This is a genomic window from Chelativorans sp. AA-79, from assembly GCF_029457495.1.
In the GTDB taxonomy this organism is placed as follows: Bacteria; Pseudomonadota; Alphaproteobacteria; order Rhizobiales; family Rhizobiaceae; genus Chelativorans.
The window spans coordinates 1507460-1526823 of the sequence record NZ_CP120361.1; the positions used below are offsets into that span (position 1 = coordinate 1507460).

The following is a 19364-nucleotide window of genomic DNA, read 5'->3' on the forward strand; positions in this document are numbered from 1 at the left end:
GCGGTTCAGGCAGCACTCCAGCGTTATGCTGTCCTCGATGCCGGCAACCAGCCATAGGTCAACCACGCAACACCATGGGTGATAAGGTCGATTCCCAGAAGCAGCCCGAGTACCCAAATCGTGCTTGCCGGCCATCCAGACAGAATGATGAAGCCGGCCAGAATGCCGAACACTCCCGAAAGCAGCATCAGCCATCCGGCTTCGCTCCAGTGCTTGAAGGCGACGACGATTCGCACGATCCCCGATGCGAGGAACACCAGTCCAAGGGCAAAGGTCAGGATCAGGGCGCCCGATACGGGTTGGCTCACGACCATCCAACCGAAAACGATATAGAGTACGCCGAGCAAGATTTGCCAGACGAACCCGCCCCATCCTTTCGTCCAGAAGGCGTGGATAATCTCGAAGGCGCCCACGACGATCGCCGTGATGCCGATGAACAGAGTGCTGACGAGGGTGGCGAGAGCCACGTCGCCCAGTACGAATATGCCGCCAACAATCAGAACGATCCCGAGCAGCACACGAAGCCAGGTGGGCGGCGCGTAGAGAGCCGCGGAGCTTCCTGAATCATACGTTGTCATGTCTTCCTCCTCGAAGGTTGATACTTGGTTAGGCCCGCACGCGATGCCTCGGTTTTGGGCCGGCATGAGTCGCCTCCGGGATCTTCGCTGCGGCCTCCTTCGGCGCCGAGCGCCATTCCGCAAGATGCTGGAACACCACGAACAGGCCCGGGATAATGAATAGGCCAATCGTGGTGGCGCCCAGCATGCCGCCGAGGATTGTGACGCCCAGTGCCCGGCCCGCGCCGGCCCCGGCACCGGTCGCGATTGCCAGAGGGACAATGCCGAAGATGAACCCCAGCGCCGTCATCAGCACGGCGCGAAAGCGCTGCTCGGCGCCCAGCCGCGCAGCCTCTCGGATCGGCAGTCCTTCCTCGCGGCGCTTCTTGGCGAATTCGACGATCAGGATCGCGTTTTTCGACGCAAGCCCGATCAGGAGCACAATGGCGATCTGCGCATAAAGGCTATTCTGAAGCCCGAGGAGCGTGAGTGCTAGGGTCGCGCCCAGCAAGGCCGCCCCGAGCGACAGAATGACGGCAAGAGGCAGCATCCAGCTTTCATATAGAGCCACCAGGAACAGATAGGCGAATAGGAAGGCCAAGGCGAAGACGATCGGCTCCTGGCCGCCGCTGCGCCGCTCCTGAAAGGACAGGCCCGACCACTCGAACCCGTAGCCCGCTGGAAGCGCGTCCGCCGCCACGCGTTCGATTGCATCCATCGCCGCCCCGGAGCTGCCGTCAGGTGCCGCCTGACCGTTGATCGGTGCCGCCACCGCAAGATTGTATCGGGAGATGACGAACGGCGCGAGCACGACGGTTGTCGACACGACCGTTCTGAGTGGCACCATCGAGCCGATCCGGCTGCGCACATGGAGGTTGAGGATGTCCTCCGCGTTGGCACGATGCTCGGAATCGCCTTGGAGGTTGACTTGGAACACACGCCCTTGGAGCGTAAAATCGTTCACATAGCGCGAACCGAAATTGGCGCCGATCGTCGCATAGATGTCGGCGGCGCTTACGCCCAGCGCTTGGGCGCGAATCCGGTCAACGTCGACGAAAATCTGCGGCACGTCGGCACTGAAGGTGGTCGACATGCCCCCGACCTCTGGCTGCTGGTTAACCGCGGTGACAAAGCCGCGCACGACAGCAGCGATCTCCTCCGGCGGCTGCCCCTCCAGCGCCTGCAGGCGCAGGTCGAGGCCGCCGACCGCGCCGAGGCCGGAGATGGCCGGCGGCGCAAAAACGGAGACGATGGCGCCGGGGATGGTGGAGAACTGGGCTCGCAGCTTTGCGAGGATGGCTCCGAGCTGAAGGTCCGTCGTTCTCCGCTGATCCCAGGGCGCCAGCGCTGCCACCACCATCGCACGATTCGGGGAGAGGGTTCCCTGTAGGATGCTGAACCCGGCAACGGAAATGACATTTTCGACGCCTGCAGTCCTCGAAAGCACCTGCTCGACCTCATCAACGATGGTTCGCGTGCGGTCGAGCGAGGCGGCGTTCGGAAGCTGGATATCGAGGAAGAGCGCTCCCTGATCCTCGTCGGGAAGGAACGTGGCCGGCAGGCGGGTGAAGAGCAGGAAAGCGCCCAGGAAGCAAACCGCAAGCGCGACGAGAGGGATGATCCACAGGCGGACAAGGAAGCCGACAGCCCGCCCGTAGCTGTCACGCGTGGTGGTCACCAGGCGTGAGAACCAGCCGAGCGGGCCACGCCGATAGCCGCTCGTTCCGCTTCTGAGAAGGATCGCGCCGAGTGCCGGGCTGAGCGTCAGGCCAACGATGGACGAGATTACCAGCGCGGCCGAGAGCGTGACGGCGAACTGGCGATAGAGCTGGCCATTGATGCCGGGCAGGAAAGCCGTCGGAGTGACCACGGCGAGCAACACCAGCGTCGTCGAGATGATCGGGCCCGTGATCTGGCTCATCGCCTTGCGGGCCGCGGTGACCGTGCCGATTCCCGGATGGTCCTCCATGACATGCTTGACGTTCTCGACGACAAGAATCGCATCGTCCACCACCAGGCCGATGGCAAGCACGAGAGCGAGCAGGGAGATGGTGTTTATCGAATACCCGAACACCAGAAGGACGGCCATCGCACCCAGCATGGAGGCGGGAATGGCAAGGGCTGAAACCAGGGTGGCGCGCCAGTCCTGCAGGAAGAGGAAGGTGACGGCAAGCACGATGAGGAAGGCCTCGCCAAGGATGCGGACGATCAGCGTGATGCTCGCCCGGACAAAGCGCGTTGCATCGTAGACGATCTGATGTTCGAAGCCAGGAGGGAACTGAGGAGAAAGGCGCTGGAGCTCGGCAAGAACGGCATTGGCTGTCTGAATGGCGTTGGCCCCGGGCGCTTGGTTTATCTGCAGCATTGCTGCCTCGTGCCCGCCGAAACGCGCGCTCGAGGAATAGTTACGGGCGCCAAGCTCGATACGGGCGATGTCGCGGAGCCGCACGATTGCGCCGGCCTGGCCGGTTCGCAGCACGATATCGCCGAATTCCTGCGGGCTCATCAGCCGGCCACGGGCGACGAGGGTGTACTGCACTTCGGTGCCTTCCTGTGCCGGCGGGGCGCCGACCTGGCCGAGCGAGGCCTGGATATTCTGCTGTTGGACTGCAGCGGCCACGTCGTCGGCCGTGATGCCGAACGCATCCATGCGTATCGGATTCAGCCACACGCGCATTGAGAATTCGGATGCACCGACGACGGAAGCCTCGCCGACACCGGGGACGCGCGAGATCGCATCGACAATTGTCGTTGAGGCGAAATTGGTGATCTCGAGTATGCCGAGTTTGTTCCCCGGCGAATAGAAGGCGATGCCGAGCGCGAAATCGGGTGATCGCGTCCGCACCGACACACCTTGTTGCGCCACGGCGGCCGGCAGTTGGGAGATCGCCAGCTGAGCCCTGTTCTGCACATTGACCTGCGCGACATCCGGGTCCGTACCTACCTCGAAGGTTACCGAAAGCGAATACTGCCCGGCATTCGAGCTGGTCGACGACATGTACATCATGTTGTCGACGCCGTTGATAGCTCTCTCCAGCGGCCCGCCCACGACATCGGCGATTATCTGGGCACTTGCTCCAGGATAGCTCGCCGAGACGGTCACTGTCGGCGGCGTGATCTGCGGATACTGCTGCACCGGCAGGGAAAAGATCGCAATCGCTCCGGCAATCGAGATCACGATCGACATGACGATCGCGAGGCGCGTCCGCGTGATGAAGAGATCGGAAATCATGAGCCGCCGCCGCTGACGGGCTGGCCCTCGCTCGGCTGGACCGCCATGCCGTCGGCCAGCCGCTGGACGCCCTGGACGACCACCTCCTCTCCTCCGTTCAGACCTTCGGTCACAGCCCACCCGACGCCGACCCGCGCGCCAGTATCGATGCGCTGCTGGGAGACGGTGTTGTCGGGACCGAGCAGATAGACGAAGCGCCCCTCGCGATCCTGTAGAACCGCCGCCTGCGGCACAACAGGCAGGCTGGGCACGTTTCTTTGCTGCACGAAAAGGGTGACGAACTGCCCGGGGATGAGGACGTGATGGGAATTGGGGAAAGCAGCGCGGGCGATCACCGTTCCGGTCTGCGGATCGACTTCGTTCTCCACGAACTCGATATGGCCGAGTTCATCATATTCGGTGCCGTTAGCCAGTTGCAGCGTGAGATCGAGCGCATTCGGGTCGATACCGCCGCCGCCCGCTTCCTGCAGCCGAAGAGTCACGAGCAGGCCTTCGCTCATGGCAAAGGCGACACGGATCGGGTCAAGGCTGACGATCCGTGCCAGCGAGCCGGAATCGGGGCCCACCAGATTGCCTGCCGTGAAGGTCGCACGGCCGATGCTGCCGGAGATCGGTGCGGTGATACGGGCGTAAGAGAGATCGAGTTCAGCCTTCTCCAGCGCGGCCTGGGCCACCTGAACGTCCGCCGCGGCGATGTCGAAAGCGGCCTGAGCCTCATCAAGCGTGGCCTGCGCGACAGTGTTTCTGGCGAACAGATCCCGGTTGCGCGCGAGAGTCCGCTCGGCCGATGTCCGGATCGCTTCCGCCCGCGCCAGCTGTGCCCGCGCGGAGGCAAGGGATGCTTCAAGCTCGCTGGGTTCGATTTCAAACAACAGATCTCCCGCCTCGACTGCCTGCCCTTCTTTGAACGCAACGTTCCGCAGGAAGCCGATAACGCGTGCCCGGAGGTCCACGGCTTCGATCGCTTCGACGCGGGCGGTAAACTGGACGGGATTGGTTACCTCTTGCACTTCAATCTTTTCGACGACGACGGCTGGCGGTGGAACCTGGCCGGTCCCCGGCTGCTGGGCGATAGAGATCGATCCGGCCTGGAAGGCCGCGACACCCGCCAGGCAAGCTAGCCTCAGGCAAGCCGGAGAAAGATGCACGTTCATCGCCGCCCCTCTCCGATCTTCATGACCGCGCTCTGCGCATGGCGAGAGCGATGGCGATATACGCGCCGCCGGCCACGAGCAGTGAAATGCCTGCGATCGCCCCAGGCGAGTAAATCCGGGTGTACGGCAGCTTCAACGTAAGCGCCGCGCTGGCGGCCAGCGCGACCAAGCCCGATACCGCAAACCAGCCCCAGCCGTTCTCTTTGCGCACCCTGAAGGCGAGTGCGATCTGCAGGATGCCGTGAACGAGAAATACCAGCGCAATCAAAAGAGTGATCGCGAGAGCGCCCTTCAACGGGTTGAAATAGATCAGGATGCCCCCGACCAACTCGACCGCACCGGTCAATTCCTGCCAGATGAAGCCGCTCCACTCCTTGACCCGCAGGGATTGGACCATCTTCACCGCACCCGCGAGCGCAAGCACCGCTCCAAGGACAGCGCTTGCGGCGAAAGTGGAGACCGCCGGAAGTGCGACGGCCAACGTCCCGGCTATGGCCAGAACGACGCCTAACGCCAGAAACCATCGCCATTTCGCGTGTAAGGGTTCTACGCGGTCATCGCGACCGGACTTTCTCGCGGCCATCCCGGTTGTCGGCCGCTTCCTCGCTCGAGCTTCTGCCATGGCGCCGTTCATCTCCGACCGCCGGATGTGCTTCCGCCGCTAATAATCCACCGCATCCCGGATGATCGGGCATGTCATGCAGTGGCCGCCGCCGCGGCCCCGTCCAAGCTCGGCCCCGGCAACCGTGATGACTTCAATGCCTTCCTTGCGCAGCAGCGTATTGGTGTAGGTGTTGCGGTCGTAGGCAAGAACGACGCCGGGTGAGAGACAGACGAGGTTGGCGCCGCTGTCCCACTGAGTGCGCTCACGGATATAGGCGTTGCCGCCCGTCTCCACCACGCGCATTTCCTTTAGTCCAAGCGCATCGCGCACCGTCTCAACGAAGGTTCCCTTGTCCCGGTGCAGCTCAAGGCCGCCGTTGCCGTCCGGCCGATATGAGAACGCCTCGATGGTGTTCACGATGTCGGGATAGACGAGCACGCAATCGCGGTCGGCGAAGGTGAACACCGTATCAAGATGCATGGCTGCGCGCAGCTTGGGCATTGCCGCAACGATGACGCGTTCCACCGCACCCTTTTCGAACAGGGTCGCTGCGAGCTGGCTGATCGCCTGCCGCGAGGTGCGCTCGCTCATGCCGATGAGCACGTTGCCCTTGCCAATCGGCATGACGTCTCCGCCTTCGAGCGTAGCGAGGCCCCATTCTTCGGTCGGGTCACCCCACCAGACATTCACCTTGTCGGCGAAATCGGGATGGAAACTGTAGATGGCCGCGGCAAGGATGGTCTCTTCGTGACGCGACGGCCAGAAGAGCGGATTGAGCGTCACGCCGCCATAAATCCAGCAAGTGGTGTCGCGCGTGTAGAGCGTATTGGGCAGCGGCGGCAGGAGATATTCGGCCACGCCGGCGGCATCGCGGATCAGCATCAGCATCTCCCCGCCGATCTCCTCGGGGAATTCATGAGTCGAGAGGCCGCCGATAAGAGTCTCGGCGAGTTCGCGGTCGGGCAGGCCTTCGAGATAGCTGCGGATTTCGTCGATGAGTCCGAGCCCGACCTGGTTCGGCACAACCTGATTATCGAGGATCCACTTCTTCGCCTCGGGGACGGCGACCGTCTGGGTAAGCAGGTTGTGCATCTCCAGCACCTCGACGCCGCGGTCGCGCATCTTGGTGATAAAGTCGAAATGATCGCGCTTGGCGACGTCGACCCATAGCACGTCATCGAAAAGCAAGGCGTCGCAATTGCTGGGCGTCAAGCGCTGATGCGCCCGTCCTGGCGCACAGACCATCACCTTGCGTAGGTGGCCGACCTCGGAATGCACGCCAAAGGTGGTTTGCGGCGATGACATGACTTGTCCTCCTCGGAGCTTGGGAATTCCCTTCAGATCGTGATACTCCCTGTCGCCAAACCATAGATTCCAATCACGCACCCGATGGCGGCGGCCAGAAAAATCAACCATTCGATGGGTGTGAAGATACGCTCGCCTTGTTCGCGCCGGGCCCAGAAATAGAGCAGGGTGCCGGGCGCGTAGAGCACCGCGGAAAGCAGCACAAATTTTAGACCGCCAGCGATGATCATGAAGAGTGTATAGAGCGCGGCAATGGCGGCTATGGTTAGATCACGCCTGCGCTCCACCGAAAGTGCCTCATAGCTCTCGCCCCGGTTGGCGATCAGGACCGCATAGGCTGCAACCAGGAAATACGGTATCAGCGACATGGCGCTGGTCAGATTGAGCATCAGGGCAAAGGCATCCTGCGACCAATAGGTGCTGATGACGAACAGTTGCACGATGATATTGGTCAGCCACAGCGCTGCCGCCGGCACACGGTTCCGGTTTTCTCTGGCGAACAGCTTGGGCATATCGCGTGATTTTGCTGCCGCGAACATCACCTCGGCACAGATTAGTGACCATGCGAGATACGCGCCCAGAACTGAAATCAGCACCCCGATACTAATGAATACGGCTCCCCAGGGCCCGACCACCGCCTCCAGCATTGGTGCCATGGACGGCTGTCGCATCCCGGCGAGATCGCTCCTCGCTAGAACGCCGTAGGGAAGGAGCGTCACTGCCACCATCAGTCCTGTCACCCCGACGAAGCCCAGAATCGTCGCCTTGCCGACATCGGAGCGCTCTTTCGCATAGCGCGAATAGACGCTTGCACCTTCGATACCGAGGAAGACGAACACCGTAACCAGCATTGTGGCGCGCACCTGCTCGAGCAGGCTCGTCTCCGGCATGCCTTCCCCGCCATAGAAGCTTGCGCGGAAGAGATCGGCCTTGAAGGCAAAGATGAGGATCAGGATGAAAACCAGGATCGGCACGATTTTGGCAATGGTCACCACCGTGTTAATGAATGCTGCCTGCTGCACGCCGCGCAGGATCATGAAGTGGAAAAGCCAAATGCCGACCGAGGCGACAACGATGGCTGTCACCGTGTTGCCGTCGCCGAATACGGGGAAGAAGGCTCCAAGCGTCGACTTGATCAGCACCCAATAGGACACGTTGCCGATGCAACTGCCTATCCAGTAGCCAAAAGCGGACAGGAAGCCCGGATAGTCGCCGAATCCGGCTTTGGCATAGGCGAAGACGCCGGCATCCAGATCGGGTTTTCGCTCGGCGAGGGACTGAAAGACCCGCGCCAGCATGTACATGCCGCCGCCGGCTATTGACCACGCGATAATTGCCCCGAATGGTCCCGTGGCGCCGCCAAATGTGCGGGGAAGCGAAAATATGCCCGCGCCGACCATCGAGCCCACGACCATACCGGTGAGGGCAAAGAGCGGGAGCTTCTGCTCAGCTTTGATAGCCATCGCGGCGCTCCAAACGAAATAAGCACCAAATGCAAAAGTACGTCACCTCGCGCGAGCCAACCGGAATTTGCGCTGGAGCGCTTGTGCAGGAGATATTTACAGTTTTGTTTGAACGATGACCTTAGCGGAGAATCTTATAGCTATGCATAGAATCTCTATTTCGCCGCTTAATAAATAAAACAGAGACACTCTGCATGAGCATGGGATCCTCTGCTGATCTCATGTGCGGGCGGTAAGTATATATTCGTTGAACAGGTCCGACTTGATGCAGAGGTTCGTCATGGCCAGGTACGATGAAACGCGCGGCCCATTCATCAATAAACTCGGTGGGCTGGTGCTCATTGTTCTTGGATTCCTGCTGGTAACGGCGGGTTACAGATCCGGGCAGGCTTTGTATATCGGAGCAGGCGGCGTTTCTCTTATCCTGGGCGTCATCCTGTTAGTGCGTAAGATCATCCAACGCAATCAAAGCGGCCGGCGATGATGACCGAACGCTTTTAATCGCGGGCGGCCTCTCTGCGTCTTTCCGATGCGTCGTAGATCTGCAACATCCGGTCGACCGCCGACAGTCGTTGATAGAATTCGTGCAGCATGTCGTCCACGGCGTTCATCTTTTCGCTGGCGACGGCAAAAATCTCCTGCGAGGCCGCGCGCAGTTTGGAATCGGAAATATTCTCCAGCAGCAGGTCAAGCGCGCTATAGCGATATCGTGTATGGGCGAGCGCGTCCTTGACGTCGATCACCTGCTTGCGAACCGGATCGAGCACTTCGCCTAAATTGGCCATTGCAATATCTCCGAAATGTTTGGTCGGCTGCTTCGGAAGCCCACTTCAGGCCTGCAGCCGGCGCAGCAATGCTCCAAGCCGGTCGGCGGGCGCAGCCCACTTCAGATCAGTTAGCTGTCTGTTCGGCAGTTCCTTTCCAGCGATGCGGACATCGCTCGGGTTATAGCCGAACTCACGCTTGAAGGCGCGGCTGAACTCCGAGCCGTCCGCAAAGCCGCGCTCCTCGGCAATATCCAGGATTCGGCGCGTGTCGCTGGGGTCGGCCAGCGCTCGGTGAGCATCGAGCAGGCGGCGGTGCTGGATGTAGTGAACCACGCCTCCGTAAGGTTCGAACAGGCGATAGAGCCGCGAACGAGATACGCCTAATTCACACTGCAGGCTTGCCACGCCAATATTGCTGGAGCGGATGTTGGCTTGCACGAAGCGGCGAGCGCGTTCGAGCAAGGCATTGTTGATCGTATCACCCGCTTCGTTGCGGTGATCGGAGATTGGCGCAATACAGGCAAGGATCATCGCTCTCGTTGCTGTCACCAGTCCAGGCAGGTCACTTCTGTCCAGCGATGGCAGGCAACGGGCAAGGCCGATCAGGTATTCGGCGAGAAGCTTGGCCATTCCGTTGTTGCGTGTTGTGAACTCCGCCGCATCCAGGACATGAGCCATGCCCCGGAAAAAGTCCCTCGGCACGAACAACTGCAGCATTTCGCAGTCGGTGAGGTATCCCTCAAACTTCTTGCCGAGCGGATGTATTTGCACTGATCCGGCGCGCCCCTCAATCGTCCTCGACGGAGTGTCCGTTTTCGAGTTGCCTTTCAACATTACGCTGATCAGCCAATGATCGATCGGGTCACGCCGCACATGCCCTGCCAGGCTCGCGAACCCCAAGCCGTCGGTACTGACATGTGACAAGGCCAGACTGCCGAGATCCCAGAGTACCTGCTTTCCAGTGAAGCCGACCGAGACATCATCCGGCTCGAGTAGATCGACCAAAGGCGAATAGCTGGCGCGCCAAGCCAGAAACTGCTCTTCCGGAGGAAGCTCCATGGTCGAAAATTCAAAGGCCGGCACCCACGTCTCTCTAGGGGTAATTGATGGCGGTTGCCTTATGACGTCCTGTGAAGTCTCGGTGCTCGGAGCTTTCGTGTCGATGGAGAGTTGAGCGCGAGCCGCAAGCCCTGCCTTCGGAGCAGTGCTGTCGGTTGAAAGCAGTCCAAGTGGCGACATCTTTTCCTCGCAAAAGATTCGCTCCCCGTCATTTATAAATTTTACGTTATATACGCATTTTCTTCAAGCTTTCCGTGGGTATTCTGTGAGACCCGATAATACCTCCGCCCTCAATCAAAAATTGGCTAAGAATCCCACAGTTATGCTTTGCGTCTCTTTTGCAGAATCGTATCGGTGCTTTGGCCGTTTTTGTCTTGCCCTACCTGCTGCCCGATACAATATTCAAATGCAGCCGGTAGGAGCGTTGCATAGCAGTCAGACGAGCCGCCGCCTGGTTGGCGGAACTCGTATTTTGTGGCGGCTGCGGCGAACAGATGTGCCGAACGCAACTAAGCCGCGCTCTCATAGAGAAGACTTGTCTGAGAAGAGACGGCGCATGAATGGGCTCGACATGCCAAAGGCGCTCTCCACCTTCGAAGCGCTCGTACCGATCGTCAGCCTCATCCTGCTGGTTGCAATTGCCTACTACATTTTCGGTGAAGCAAGTACATCCGGACCGACGCAGGTCGCGCTCGTCGTGGCCACCATGATCGCCGTGTTCATTGCCTGGCGGCGCGGCCATTCGCTCTCCTCGCTCAACGCCGCGGCGACGGCGAGCGTAAGCTCCGGCATCGGCGCGATTTTCATTCTCTTCGCGGTCGGCGCGCTGATCGGCACATGGGCATTGAGCGGCACCCTCATCGCGATGGTCTATTACGGGATGCAGATACTCAACCCGGCCTATTTCTATGTGACGGCCGCTGCCATCTGCGCGGTGGTCTCGTTCTGCATCGGCAGCTCGTGGACAGTCGTCGGCACGATCGGCATTGGCCTTATGGGGATCGCACTGAGCATCGACATGGATCCGGCCATCACCGCTGGCGCCGTGATCTCGGGAGCCTATTTCGGCGATACGATATCCCCGCTCTCTGATTCGGCGAATCTCGTCGCCGGTATGGTTGGTGCCAATCTTTACGAGCATATCCGTGAAACGGCCCTGACAACGTCCGGGGCGTTGGCGATCGCACTTTTGGTCTTCTGGACAATCGGCAAGCCCGCCGATTTCGACATCAGCAACGAAATTGCCGCCATAGAGAGAGCGTTTGACGTATCGCCGGTGTTGTCTCTGCCGCTCATTGTCGTCGTAGGATTGGCGCTCTGCCGGCTGCCGCCATTCACATCGATCTTCATCGGCGCGATTGTGGCCTGCGCACTTGCGGCCATCATCGCGCCTGAGCGCGTGATGGCATTCGCGAGCACCGTGAGCCGTGAGGACCTTCCGCCGTGGCTCTTGCTTCTCAAGGGCGTGTGGTTGGCGTTCGCGAACGGCTATGTGTCCGCAACCGGAGTGGCTGATATCGATCAGCTACTGTCGCGCGGTGGCATGGAAAGCATGCTCAACACGATCTGGCTCGTGATCGCCGCGCTCGCCTTCGGCGGCGTCGTCGAAAAAGCGGGCGTCCTCGACAAACTGGTTAGGCCGGTAATAAATGCTGCGAAGACGGCAGGCACCCTCATCATATCGTTGGTTGCTGCCGTCTTCGCCACGAACGTCGTCACGGCCGACCAATACATCTCGATCGCATTGCCGGGGCGGATGTTCAAGACCGCCTTCGCATCGCGCGGTTTCGCGCCCGTTGTACTCTCTCGCGCAGTCGGCGGTGCTGCAACGCCCACTTCGGCCTTGGTTCCCTGGAACAGCTGTGGTGCCTATATGGCAGCAACATTGGGTGTGGCGACACTCGACTATGTTCCCTACGCCATCTTTAGCCTCCTCAGTCCGCTTCTCGTGGTCGTAGTCGCCTTCGCGGGCGTGCGGATGCAGCGTGTGTCGGATACGGACAAGGAGTCCTCGGAGCAACGGGGCCGCACCACGCCTGACGGTGGTTAGTGAGCCGCTAGCGCCAGCGGCAAAGTCCCGGGCGAATAGGGCGGAATCCGCTCGCGCGGGCAAGACATTCATTATCGAATGTGCGCGTAGTGCTGCCGCGCACCGCACAGACCGGCGCGAATTCGCGCGCGCAGGCGATTGGCCGGCCCGTGATCGGTCGGAAGCTTGCGCGGCATTGGCCACGATGCAGAACCTGGAACCCGGACGAGCGAGCTAGGCAGGCATTAGCGAACGTCCGCTGCTGATTGCCTCGCCGGGCACACACCGGCGCATGTTCGAAAGTGCACACTTGCGGACGTCCCGGAATCGGACGCTGTTCCACAGCGACAGTGCAAGCCGTCATTGCTATAATGACAACAATGAAGGCAAAGACTCTATCTGCGGCGCCCGACATTTTCTCGCTTCCCACTTCGGGAGTTGCAGTTACCCCCTCACGAGTGCTCTTACGAAACCGGCCAGAAGAATCAGGACAAGACCTCCCACCAACCCTGCCATAGCGGCTCCGATCAACATCGTTGGCGTCAAGCCATTCGCGAGGTGGCCCATGAAGCGCGCGACGCCTGGAATGCGAGGGGACGGCCACACAAAGAGTAGTCCGCCGATACCGCCGATAATGCCGTCAGCGACCCGACCCCAGCTGAAGCTCCGAACTTGACGACCAAGCACGACCCCAGCAGTAGCGCCGCAAAGGAATTCGACTATCAGTAATATGTTGTTTGCAAAACTAGGCATGGCCGCCAGACTTAGATCAGTTTCCCAAGCTCTCATTGAGCCTACGTCGCAGCCTATGCTGACTCCTGATTGAGCGCATCGCGCAGAAGCTTCTCCTTGGTTTCATCCAGAGAGGTCTTGAGCACCTTGCCTCCGTACCCTTCGATCTCCTTGAGCACCTTGTCGACCGTCATATCCCGCACAAGCAAGAACAGACCGCCTTTTCCCGGTTCGAAACTTGCTGACAGCTCTTTCATGAAAGCATCATTGATGCCCACGTCGGTCAGCGCTCCGGCAACCGCGCCAGAAGCCGCGCCTATAGCTACACCTAGCAGCGGATTGAGAAACAGAAGGCCGATGAGCAAGCCCCAGAAGCTACCCTGTGCCGCACCGGCAGCGGTGGTGCTGTGGATCTGATTGAGTTTGATCTTGCCGGTCTTGGTCCTGGTTGCGATAACGGCATCGTCAAGTCTGATGAGGTATTCTTTCTGCAAACCAAAAAGTTTGTTGCGCACTTCCTCAGCTTCGGCTTCGGTGGGATACACTATGACGATGAGATTGGACATGAATGCCACCCTGTCGACATGTGATATCGGTACTGAACTGTTGTACACACAGTCTACCGCCTCATGCGTTGAAAGAAACTAGCTGAGAATCCCAAAGCTTTGCTCTGCGTATATTTGTGTAAAGTCCGCGAATATCTCACTACCCATTGCAGTCTGCATGTGTTGGAGCAGCGTGGCCCATTCCGCCAAGTAGTTAGGAGTTCTTCGCACCGCCTCGTATCCTTGGGAAGAGCGTGGACCGGAAAACACTGGCGTCGACGATCCGGTGGCACGCAATTTAGATCGATCCGGTATGCGACATGGAGGGCAAATGGCTACTGCGACACTCCCTTGTTGCGGAATTCCTGAACCCTGCAACACAACTCGCGACCATGGAGCAAGCATTTGCGTGGCCAACCCGCGATGGCAGGCAGCTCTGCGATATTAACGGTCTCCGACATCAGCCATTCAGCATGCCCAATCTTGCCGTTCCTTCGAGACAGTGGACTTTCTTCCTTCGCGTTCCATCTTGAACGCCTTTTTACCCTTCTCAGCCCAAAGTTCCCGCGCGTGCTCCCCTTGCTCGCTATTGAGCTTTTCGGTGACGTGCTCCCCGCTTTGTCCCGCCTACAGGTTAGCCCTGTTCACGTTTTGGGCCGCTCCCCAATGCACCCTCGGCTGGCGCTAGAGTTTTCCGGCCTTGGTCAGCAACACGGGCTGGCTGCGTGTGCCGATTTCATGAGCGCGGCCGGGACATTGTTCCCGATCGCGCCGTGTGGCCGTTGCTCATTATAGTCTCTGCGCCAAGCCTCCAACTTTTCCGCCGCATCCGCAAGGCTCAAGAACCAGTGGGCGTTCAAACATTCCGCCCGCAACCGCGCATTGAATGCCTCGATGAAGGCGTTGTCGATGGGCTTCCCCGGCCGCGAGAAGTCGAGCGTGACGCCGCGCTGGTAAGCCCACAGGTCCAGGTCGCGGGAGATGAACTCGGAGCCCTGATCGACGCGGATCGTCTTCGGATAGCCGGTTCGTGCGCACACCCGCTCCAGCGTGGCAACGACGTCCTCGCCGCGATAGCTGAACCTGGCATCCAGCGCCGGCGCGTAGCGCGAGAACGTGTCGACCACCGTCAGCACCCGTAGCTTGCGACCGGTCGCAAGCTGGTCGTGCACGACGTCCATGGCCCACACATCGTTCGGGCCGACGGCGCGGTCCTCGCGCAGCTTCGCTTTCACCCGTCGCTTCGGCGTCTTGTTCCTCAGCTGCATGCCCAATTCCTTGTAAAGCCTGTAGGTCTTCTTCTGATTGATCGCCCATCCCTCCCGCCGCAGCAGAACATGCACGCGCCGGTAGCCGAAGCGCACACGGGTCTGGCTAATCTCCTTGATCCGCTGTTCCAGAGCGGCCTGGCCGGGCCGGCGCGACTTGTACCGGCAGGTCTTCGGGTCGAACCGGATCGCCGCACAGGCGCGGCGGATCGAGATCGCCCATTCGACACGCATCGCGTCCACCAGCGCTCTCTTCCGGCCAGGCCTCAGAGCTTTCGCTTGATGACGTCCTGCAGCATCTCCCGATCGAGCGTCAGGTCCGCCACGATCTTCTTCAGCCGGGCATTCTCCTGCTCAAGCTCGCGCAGCCGCTTCATCTCCGACGGCATCATGCCGGAATACTTCTTCCAGTTGAAGTAGGTCGCCTGGCTGATCCCCGCCTTCCGGCAGATCGCCCTGCTTGATGATGAACGCCTTCTGCGCGTCCGTGAACTGCGATGCCTTCATCGCTTCCGCTCCCTCTCCCAGCCAGGAAATGGCGCGGAAAACTCTAACCCCATTCGAGGGCATTTAACGGAAGCTGACCGGCATTCTTATCGGCCATCTCTAAGTCTCCTTGGGTCACATCAGGCTCGGTAGCAGCAGCGAAATCTCTGGGAAAGCGATCAGCAGACCGACGACGACGACTTCGCATGCCAAGAACCACCCGATCCCGCGAAACACCGTCATCAGTGGGATGGCATCGCCCGCCACCTGCTTGACGACGAAGGCATTGATGCCGACCGGCGGCGTCAACACGCCGATTTCAAGGAATTTCACTACCAGCACGCCCATCCAGATCAGGTCGAAACCGGCGGAAATGAAGATTGGCAGAAAGATAGGCAGGGTCAGCAGCATCAGGCCAATCGCATCAAGAAACATGCCGAGCAGGATGTAGATCACCGCAATCGCAAGCACCAGCTCAATGCCGTTGATATCATGCGTCGTCACCAAGCCGGAGAGGTAACGCGGCACGCCGGATAGTGCGAGAAATCGGGTAAGCAGGATCGCCGAGATCGCGATCAGGAAGATCGCGCCGGTGGTACGCACGGCATCAATGATGCTGTCGCTCAAAACCCGCCAACTCATCCGTCCCTGCACCGTGGCAATGACGATCGCTACGAACGCCCCGAAGGCACCGGCTTCCGTCGGGGTCACGACGCCGCCATAGATGCCCCCGATGATCGCAACGATGAGGATAGGGATCGGCCAGGCGCGGCCGAGTTCGCGCCATTTCTCGTTCCTGTCGGTGACCGGCGGTGCCGGCGGGGCAAGAGCTGGGTTAAGCTTGCAGCGGATGATGATCATCGCCGCATAGGCACCGGCCGTCAGAAGGCCCGGCAGGACGCCGGCAATCAGCAGTGCGCCGATTGGCTGTTCGGAAAACCAGCCATAGAGAATGAATAGGATGCTCGGTGGAATGAGCGCGCCGAGCGTTCCGGCTGCCGCCACTGTACCGGCGGCTAGCGCCTTGTCATATTTGCGGTCGAGCATTTCCGGGATGGCGATCCGGCCCATGGCGGCAGCGGTCGCGACACTCGATCCGCACATTGCCGCAAATCCGGCGGAGGCGAAATTGGTGGCGACTGCAAGTCCGCCTGGCATCCAGTTCATCCACACCCGCGCGGCGCTGTAAAGCACTCCGGTAATGCCGGTGCGGTAGGTGATCGCGCCGAGCAGAAGAAACATTGGTACTGCCGACAGCGACCAGTTCGCTGCGAAATCATAGGTTAGCGTGCCAAGCGCGCCAAAGGCGGCGGTCGAACCGCGGATCATCCAGATGCCGACCAGAGAAACCAGTCCGAGGGCGGCAGCAATGGGGACGCGGACAGCCAGGAGCATCACCACGATGACGAGCCCAGAGAAGCCGATGGCAAGCGAACTCATGAGGTCACCTCAAAACGAAGGTATGACATCAGAGCTCTTCCTGATGGGTTTCCGGCATGGAAGGACTTGTTTCGAAGGCCTTTCTCACGAACAAAAAGGCGTGCGACAGGCACATCAGCACCAGAAGACCGCAGCCGAGCGGCGGAAACCAGCGCGTCGGCCAGATCGGGATGGTGTAGTAGACGGCGTCGATCATCTCGCCCGTCCGGGTACGCTCAATCGCCTCGAGAGTGGTCATCCAGGTAACGGCAAAGGCGAACAACGCCAGTGCCAGGCATCCGAAAGCATCCAGCAAAAGCGTCGGACGCGGGCCAAGACGAGCTGTGAAGAGTTCGACAAAGAGATGCCCACGCGACCTTTCGATGGCCGCGAGCGGCAGAAAGATCGCCGCGACCATATAGTAATTCGACACGATCTCGAGCGTGCCGACGATGGGCATCCTGAGGAAATATTTCAGCAGAACGTCGGCCGTCACATGCAGCATCATCAGGAGTACCACGCCCCCCGCGACCACCGAAAAGGCGCGGGAGAGCAAGGTGAGCACTGAGTTGACCGGGTCCTCGCGGGTTCCTGCGGTCATCATTCACAGCTTCGAATAGATTTCCTGACGCAGCGCCTCGGCATAGCCTTCCTCGGAGCTGCCAGGTCCGGCGACGATGCCTTCCCATTTTTCGATTAGGTTGCGGTAGATCTCAAAAAGATGGGGCGTATCGGTAATGCCCAAGTCGTCGCCCTTGGCGACGATGCGATCGACTTCTTCGGCGCGGAATGCCTCAAGCACGGCGTGCATGTCGTCACCCATCGGATAGGCCTCGGCACCCGCCGCGATCGAATTTTCAAGCGCCTTTTCGCTGCCGGCGATGTAAGCGAAGGTGATGGCGGCGAGCGTTTCCGGCGTCGCATCGATCATCGTCCGCTTTTCCTCATCCGACATAGCTTCCCAGGCATTGGTGTTGACAGCAAGATGCAGAAGCCCGCCGATTGCGCCAAGCGGCGTGGTGATGAGGTTGTCCGCAACTTCCTTCAGATTGTTGGTTTCGAGCCAGTCGAAGGGGGCAGCCGCGCACTCGACCTGGCCTCGCTGCAGGCCCTCATACACCTCGTCGCTTTTCAGGTTGACCGGAACCATGCCAAAATCCTTGGCGATCAGCGCCAGCGAACCGACCGCGCGTACACGTTTTCCCTTGGCGTCATCCAGCGATTTGAGCGGTTGGTTGCAGAGCAACTGGAAACTCGGCACGGCGAAGCTCATGATCGGTATGGCGTTCACCGCCAGAAGCTCGTCGGCGCAGCCGGGGCAATCAAGATTAACCATCTCGTTCATGGCGCCGACGAGAACACGCGGATCGGCAATCATCAGTTCCGAAAGGAGCGCCGTCACCTTGAGCTGCGAGGGATCGTAGACCGGATTCAGCATCCCCGCGTCGGAAAGCCCGTCGCGTAGAATGCCGAGCAAGGCATTGCCGCCGCCCAGCGCACCGCCGACATACATCTTGAAATCGAGACTGCCGTCGGTGTCGGTCTTCACCCGCTCGAAATAATCTTCCATCGCTACGTTGACGGGATGCTGCGGAGGCAGATGGTTGTCATAGGTCAGTTCGCGCGCGTCGGATGCCGCGACCGTCACCGCCAGCACAAAGGCCGCGAAGCCCATTCTCGTGACACGTTTCATTGTAGTCCTCCCATTTGAAATTCGGTGTAGCGCGTCAGGCTGGGTCGAAGCCGTAGAGCCGACGCGCATTGTCGCGCACGATCTCGGTGCGCCGTTTCTCATCCGGTATCCATTCAGAAAGCAGATCGACCAGCAGGCCATCATCCGGCATGGTGCGGCCGTTCATGTTGACATGCGGCCAGTCGGTTCCCCAGACCATCCGCTCCGGCGCGAACTCCACCAACCCGCAGGCAAGCGGCGTCACGCTGGGATAGGGCGGTTCCTCAAGCGTGCAGCGCATCGGGCCGGAAAGCTTCACCCATACCCGGCCGGTCTCCAGCATCTCAAACACGCGGCGGAAAGCCGGTTGCTCCGTTCCGCCTGCGGCCGGAATATTCGCAAAATGATCAAGCACGATGGCCGAGTTCGGCAGCGCCAGCAGTCGATCGGAGACCTCAAGGATCTCCTCGCTATGCGGATAGAACTGGACGTGCCATCCGAATTCATGGGCCATTGCCGCCATACGAGGCGAAATCTGCGGCAGTCCGCCGCCATGCGAGGGCCCAACGAAACGCAGGCCGCGCACGCCAAGCGCATCAAGCTCCGCCATCTCATCGATCGTCGTAGTCTCGGCAAGCAGTGCAATGCCGCGAAAACGGTCGGGAAAGCGGGTGAGCACATCCTTCAGATGCCGCGTATCCGTGCCGTAACCACCGCCACTAACGAGCACTGCCTTGTCGAGACCAAGCGTCTGCTGCAGAGCAATATAAGTTTCCGGCAACATGTCGTCCGAAACGTAGCGACTGGAGGCGGAGAAGGCGTATCGTTCGGCAGGACCGAAGAGATGTATGTGGCAGTCCACTGAGTCGGCAGGCAACTTCAGCTTAGGTACTTGAGGATTGGGCATCGGAGGCTGCGTTCTAGGTCTCATGCCCGTTTTCGTTGACGGGGCGTTCATCATATTTCCTCCTCCGGCTCCCTCCGAATGTCGTTCGTGATATCCGCCGCGACTGCCATAGTCCAAGAAATTGTCATCCTCTTTCCATAAGTTATAACTACTGCTATCCACGCC

16 protein-coding genes and 1 pseudogene are annotated in these 19364 nt (G+C 60.1%); 2 read left to right on the plus strand and 15 right to left on the minus strand.

Going from position 1 to position 19364, the window contains the following annotated elements; translation table 11 throughout:
* Positions 1–23: 23 nt before the first annotated feature.
* Genes PVE73_RS07385 through PVE73_RS07410 form a run of 6 tightly spaced genes read right to left on the minus strand, consistent with a single transcriptional unit; the run spans position 24 to position 8315 of the window.
* Positions 24–578 (minus strand): HdeD family acid-resistance protein, encoded by a 555-nt coding sequence (locus PVE73_RS07385; protein WP_277366319.1) that lies wholly within the window; start codon positions 576–578, stop codon positions 24–26.
* A 28-nt stretch (positions 579–606) separates the two neighbouring features.
* Positions 607–3789, minus strand: a complete 3183-nt coding sequence (locus tag PVE73_RS07390) for an efflux RND transporter permease subunit (RefSeq protein ID WP_277366320.1) — start codon at positions 3787–3789, stop codon at positions 607–609.
* Positions 3786–4943, minus strand: a complete 1158-nt coding sequence (locus tag PVE73_RS07395; protein ID WP_277366321.1) for an efflux RND transporter periplasmic adaptor subunit — start codon at positions 4941–4943, stop codon at positions 3786–3788. The genes PVE73_RS07390 and PVE73_RS07395 overlap by 4 nt, the downstream gene beginning before the upstream one ends.
* Positions 4944–4962: 19 nt before the next feature.
* Complete coding sequence (locus PVE73_RS07400; RefSeq protein ID WP_277366322.1) at positions 4963–5577, minus strand: HdeD family acid-resistance protein; 615 nt, start codon at positions 5575–5577, stop codon at positions 4963–4965.
* 27 nt (positions 5578–5604) lie between these two features.
* Positions 5605–6852, minus strand: a complete 1248-nt coding sequence (gene arcA, locus PVE73_RS07405; RefSeq protein ID WP_277366323.1) for an arginine deiminase — start codon at positions 6850–6852, stop codon at positions 5605–5607.
* A 32-nt stretch (positions 6853–6884) separates the two neighbouring features.
* The gene (locus PVE73_RS07410; protein ID WP_277366324.1) at positions 6885–8315 is read right to left on the minus strand and encodes a basic amino acid/polyamine antiporter; all 1431 of its coding nucleotides are present in this window, start codon (positions 8313–8315) and stop codon (positions 6885–6887) included.
* A gap of 280 nt (positions 8316–8595) precedes the next feature.
* Between PVE73_RS07410 and PVE73_RS07415 the strand changes: the two genes are divergently transcribed.
* The gene (locus tag PVE73_RS07415) at positions 8596–8799 is read left to right on the plus strand and encodes a hypothetical protein (protein WP_277366325.1); all 204 of its coding nucleotides are present in this window, start codon (positions 8596–8598) and stop codon (positions 8797–8799) included.
* Between the two features lie 13 nt (positions 8800–8812).
* On the opposite strand, the gene PVE73_RS07420 is transcribed toward PVE73_RS07415, so the two are convergent.
* Positions 8813–9100 carry a hypothetical protein gene (locus tag PVE73_RS07420; protein ID WP_277366326.1) on the minus strand — a complete coding sequence of 96 codons (288 nt, stop codon included), beginning with the start codon at positions 9098–9100 and terminating at the stop codon, positions 8813–8815.
* 45 nt (positions 9101–9145) lie between these two features.
* Entirely contained in the window at positions 9146–10165 is a 1020-nt protein-coding gene (locus PVE73_RS07425) for a helix-turn-helix domain-containing protein (RefSeq protein ID WP_277366327.1), read from the minus strand.
* Positions 10166–10547: 382 nt separating this feature from the next.
* On the opposite strand from PVE73_RS07425, the gene PVE73_RS07430 reads away from it, so the two are divergent.
* Positions 10548–12191, plus strand: a complete 1644-nt coding sequence (locus PVE73_RS07430) for a Na+/H+ antiporter NhaC family protein (protein WP_277366328.1) — start codon at positions 10548–10550, stop codon at positions 12189–12191.
* Between the two features lie 7 nt (positions 12192–12198).
* Here PVE73_RS07430 and PVE73_RS28230 read toward each other — a convergent pair whose 3' ends face one another.
* From PVE73_RS28230 to PVE73_RS07460, 7 genes and pseudogenes are all read right to left on the minus strand, one after another.
* Entirely contained in the window at positions 12199–12585 is a 387-nt protein-coding gene (locus PVE73_RS28230; protein ID WP_346772405.1) for a Kazal-type serine protease inhibitor domain-containing protein, read from the minus strand.
* Positions 12586–12976: 391 nt separating this feature from the next.
* Positions 12977–13468: a DUF1269 domain-containing protein gene (locus PVE73_RS07435; protein ID WP_277366329.1), complete on the minus strand. Its 492-nt coding sequence runs from the start codon at positions 13466–13468 to the stop codon at positions 12977–12979.
* A 683-nt stretch (positions 13469–14151) separates the two neighbouring features.
* Positions 14152–15222, minus strand: a pseudogene (locus tag PVE73_RS07440) (IS3 family transposase).
* Between the two features lie 114 nt (positions 15223–15336).
* Positions 15337–16596 (minus strand): TRAP transporter large permease, encoded by a 1260-nt coding sequence (locus PVE73_RS07445; protein WP_277367379.1) that lies wholly within the window; start codon positions 16594–16596, stop codon positions 15337–15339.
* A 73-nt stretch (positions 16597–16669) separates the two neighbouring features.
* The gene (locus PVE73_RS07450; RefSeq protein WP_277366330.1) at positions 16670–17224 is read right to left on the minus strand and encodes a TRAP transporter small permease; all 555 of its coding nucleotides are present in this window, start codon (positions 17222–17224) and stop codon (positions 16670–16672) included.
* Positions 17225–18457, minus strand: coding sequence for a hypothetical protein (locus PVE73_RS07455; RefSeq protein ID WP_277366331.1), 1233 nt, complete (start codon positions 18455–18457; stop codon positions 17225–17227).
* Positions 18348–19253 (minus strand): amidohydrolase family protein, encoded by a 906-nt coding sequence (locus PVE73_RS07460; RefSeq protein WP_277366332.1) that lies wholly within the window; start codon positions 19251–19253, stop codon positions 18348–18350. Before PVE73_RS07460 ends, PVE73_RS07455 begins: the two co-directional genes overlap by 110 nt.
* Between the last annotated feature and the right edge of the window lie 111 nt (positions 19254–19364).

What these genes read in the sequence shown, in the direction of transcription:
- PVE73_RS07385 (WP_277366319.1), bottom strand. Translation starts at nt 578, where the DNA reads ATGACAACGTATGATTCAGGAAGCTCCGCGGCTCTCTACGCGCCGCCC.
- PVE73_RS07390 (WP_277366320.1), bottom strand. Translation starts at nt 3,789, where the DNA reads ATGATTTCCGATCTCTTCATCACGCGGACGCGCCTCGCGATCGTCATG.
- PVE73_RS07395 (WP_277366321.1), bottom strand. Translation starts at nt 4,943, where the DNA reads ATGAACGTGCATCTTTCTCCGGCTTGCCTGAGGCTAGCTTGCCTGGCG.
- PVE73_RS07400 (WP_277366322.1), bottom strand. Translation starts at nt 5,577, where the DNA reads ATGAACGGCGCCATGGCAGAAGCTCGAGCGAGGAAGCGGCCGACAACC.
- arcA (WP_277366323.1), bottom strand. Translation starts at nt 6,852, where the DNA reads ATGTCATCGCCGCAAACCACCTTTGGCGTGCATTCCGAGGTCGGCCAC.
- PVE73_RS07410 (WP_277366324.1), bottom strand. Translation starts at nt 8,315, where the DNA reads ATGGCTATCAAAGCTGAGCAGAAGCTCCCGCTCTTTGCCCTCACCGGT.
- PVE73_RS07415 (WP_277366325.1), top strand. Translation starts at nt 8,596, where the DNA reads ATGGCCAGGTACGATGAAACGCGCGGCCCATTCATCAATAAACTCGGT.
- PVE73_RS07420 (WP_277366326.1), bottom strand. Translation starts at nt 9,100, where the DNA reads ATGGCCAATTTAGGCGAAGTGCTCGATCCGGTTCGCAAGCAGGTGATC.
- PVE73_RS07430 (WP_277366328.1), top strand. Translation starts at nt 10,548, where the DNA reads ATGCAGCCGGTAGGAGCGTTGCATAGCAGTCAGACGAGCCGCCGCCTG.
- PVE73_RS28230 (WP_346772405.1), bottom strand. Translation starts at nt 12,585, where the DNA reads ATGTCGGGCGCCGCAGATAGAGTCTTTGCCTTCATTGTTGTCATTATA.
- PVE73_RS07435 (WP_277366329.1), bottom strand. Translation starts at nt 13,468, where the DNA reads ATGTCCAATCTCATCGTCATAGTGTATCCCACCGAAGCCGAAGCTGAG.
- PVE73_RS07445 (WP_277367379.1), bottom strand. Translation starts at nt 16,596, where the DNA reads ATGCTCCTGGCTGTCCGCGTCCCCATTGCTGCCGCCCTCGGACTGGTT.
- PVE73_RS07450 (WP_277366330.1), bottom strand. Translation starts at nt 17,224, where the DNA reads ATGATGACCGCAGGAACCCGCGAGGACCCGGTCAACTCAGTGCTCACC.
- PVE73_RS07455 (WP_277366331.1), bottom strand. Translation starts at nt 18,457, where the DNA reads ATGATGGCCTGCTGGTCGATCTGCTTTCTGAATGGATACCGGATGAGA.
- PVE73_RS07460 (WP_277366332.1), bottom strand. Translation starts at nt 19,253, where the DNA reads ATGATGAACGCCCCGTCAACGAAAACGGGCATGAGACCTAGAACGCAG.